At 61.8% G+C, this 2,643-nt stretch carries 3 protein-coding genes; 2 read left to right on the top strand and 1 reads right to left on the bottom strand.

The annotated features are described in order from the left end of the window. The coding region (locus tag V7651_RS18630) for a hypothetical protein (protein ID WP_335614020.1) at positions 1–209 on the bottom strand (209 nt) is incomplete at its 3' end. On the opposite strand from V7651_RS18630, the gene istA reads away from it, so the two are divergent. Together istA and istB are read left to right on the top strand one after the other, a co-directional pair. Then, positions 183–1,706, top strand: coding sequence for an IS21 family transposase (gene istA / locus V7651_RS18625; RefSeq protein WP_035542056.1), 1,524 nt, complete (start codon positions 183–185; stop codon positions 1,704–1,706). The two genes, V7651_RS18630 and istA, sit on opposite strands and share 27 nt — an antisense overlap. Further along, a complete protein-coding gene (gene istB / locus V7651_RS18620) occupies positions 1,703–2,515 on the top strand; it encodes an IS21-like element helper ATPase IstB (RefSeq protein WP_119404655.1) in 813 nt (270 codons plus the stop codon). The genes istA and istB overlap by 4 nt, the downstream gene beginning before the upstream one ends. The last annotated feature ends 128 nt before the right edge of the window (positions 2,516–2,643 follow it).

The following is a 2,643-nucleotide window of genomic DNA, read 5'->3' as shown; positions in this document are numbered from 1 at the left end:
TGCAGCGCGACAATCAGGATGAGAGTTGCGCGACAAACGGGATGAGAACGCTTCGGGGCGGGAACGTAGGGAGGGCGTAGCCCGACTGGAGTTCCTGCCCCGAAGCGTAAGTTTTTCAGGACTTTCTGGTGCTCGCGGTCGGTGGAGTAAGCTGGCGATTTTCCATTCGGAGGGATCGCATCTTGCCCGGCCGCCACATAACCGACCATCAGATGAGGCTCTATATGACGTACAGGAAGACTTACCCGATAGCCGTTGCCGCCGCGAAGGCGTCGATCAGCCCGGCAACCGCCTATCGGATCGAGAAGGATCCAAGACCGCCTTCACAGAAGACCGAGGCGCGCGGCCGCCGGCGCCCTGATCCCCTGGCCGGCATTTTCGATGCCGAAGTCGTGCCGATGTTGCAGGCAGCGCCGGGCCTCCGGCCCGTGGCTGTTTTCGAGGAGTTGATCCGGCGTCATCCTGATCTGGGTGAGAGCGTACGGCGCACGCTTGAGCGTCGCATTCGGGCCTGGCGCGCCATTCATGGCGAGGAGCAGGACGTCATCTTCCGCCAGGTGCAGGAACCCGGCCGGCTGGGGCTTTCGGATTTCACCGACATGGCCGCACTCGGCATCACGATTACCCACCAGGTTCTGGACCATCGGCTCTACCATTTCCGGCTGGCCTATTCCGGCTTTGAACACGCCCATGTCGTACTCGGTGGGGAGAGTTTCGTCGCCCTGGCAGAAGGCCTGCAGAACGCACTCTGGTCGCTGGGCGGGGTGCCGCGTGAGCACCGCACGGACAGCCTGTCGGCGGCCTTCCGTAATCTGGGCAAGGAGGCGCGCGAGGACCTGACCCGCCGCTATGACGAGATGATCACCCATTATGGCATGGTCGCCTCGCGCAACAATGCCGGCATCGCCCGCGAGAACGGCGCCATCGAGGGCCCGCACGGCCACCTCAAACGCGCGATCGAGGATGCCCTCTTGCTACGGGGGGCGCGCGATTTCGACACCCTCACTGCATATCGCGGTTTCGTCGACGAGATCGTCAGCCGCCGCAACGCGCGCAATGCCAGACGCATCGACGCAGAGCGAAGTGAGCTCAGGCAACTGCCCGAGCAGCGTAGCGCCGACTTTGAGGAACTCGGTGTGCGGGTCACATCCTCAGGCGGATTCACCCTGCGCAAAGTTTTCTACACCGTGCCCTCGCGTCTCATCGGTCATCGCCTGCGCGTGCGCCTCTATGACGACCGCCTCGACGTCTTCATCGGCAGCACACATCTCATGACATTGCCGCGCGGGCGCGCTTCGCCTTCCGGCAAGCATGATCAGGTCGTCAACTACCGACACGTCATCCATGCCCTGAAGCGCAAACCGATGGCCTTGATGCGGCTTGTCTACCGCGACCAGCTGTTCCCACGTGAAGCCTACAGGCAGACCTTCGACCTCCTCGTCGATCGTTTGACCGAGCGCCAGGCGTGCCAGATCATGGTCGAGCTGCTTGGTCTCGCCCACGAACGCGGCTGCGAGCGCGAACTGGCTGAAGAGTTGTCGATCTGTCTGGGTACTGGCGACCTGCCTGACATGGGCCGTCTGCGAACCCGCTTTGCGCCTGATGCCGCCAGCCTGCCCAATGTCGTCGTCCGCCTCGAGCCGCTTCAGGCCTATGAAGCGCTCATCGGCTCCACACCTGCGCTGGCGACGGGAGAAGGAGCATGAAGAACTCCGCGACAGACCCGACCCGGCTCAGCCTGCTCCTCAACGAGCTGCGCTTGCCTGCAACCAAGGTCAGCTGGCCAAAGTTCGCAGACCAGGCTGACAAGGAAGGCTGGCCCGCCGCCCGCTTCCTCGCCGCACTGGCTGAGCACGAACTGGCCGAACGTGATCGCCGCCGCATCGAGCGGCATCTCGCAGAGGGCCGCCTCCTGCCTGGAAAAACGCTCGACACATTCGAGTTCGACACCGTGCCGATGGTCTCGAAGGCTCAGGTCATGGCCATTGTCGCGGGCGACATCTGGCTGGGCAAAGGCGCAAACCTGCTTCTGTTCGGACCGCCCGGAACCGGCAAAAGCCACCTCGCTTCGGCGATCGGACTCGCGCTCATCGAGAGCGGATACCGGGTTCTGTTCACTCGAACCACCGATCTCGTCCAGAAGCTGCAACAGGCCCGTAGAGATCTCGTTCTCGAGAACGCCCTGGCAAAACTCGACAAGTTCGATCTGCTCATCCTCGATGATTTCGCATACGTCACCAAGGATCAGGCCGAGACCAGCGTCCTCTTCGAGCTCATCAGCACACGCTACGAGCGCCGGTCCATGTTGATCACAGCCAACCAACCGTTCGGGGAATGGAACAAGGTCTTCCCCGATCCCGCCATGACACTCGCCTCCGTCGATCGCCTCGTTCACCACGCAACAATATTCGAGATGAATGTCGAAAGCTATCGGCGCCGACAGGCCGTTGAGCGACGAAAGGGACCAGGAAGGCCCGCCGCGTTCGCAACCACCAACAATATCATGCCTGATTGACGCGCCGCGACAATCAAACTGACAAACCTCTTGCAAGCGTCAATCTTTGACGCAATCATTCAAAAATCGCGGCTCCAGATTCTCATCCTGATTGACGCTCGCTTCTCATCCAGAATGTCGCGCTACAG

The organism is Hyphomonas oceanitis (assembly GCF_036964545.1).
GTDB classification, from domain to species: domain Bacteria; phylum Pseudomonadota; class Alphaproteobacteria; order Caulobacterales; family Hyphomonadaceae; genus Hyphomonas; species Hyphomonas oceanitis.
The sequence above is the reverse complement of the archived record's forward strand: the minus strand, read 5'-3'. Positions and strand labels throughout refer to the sequence as shown.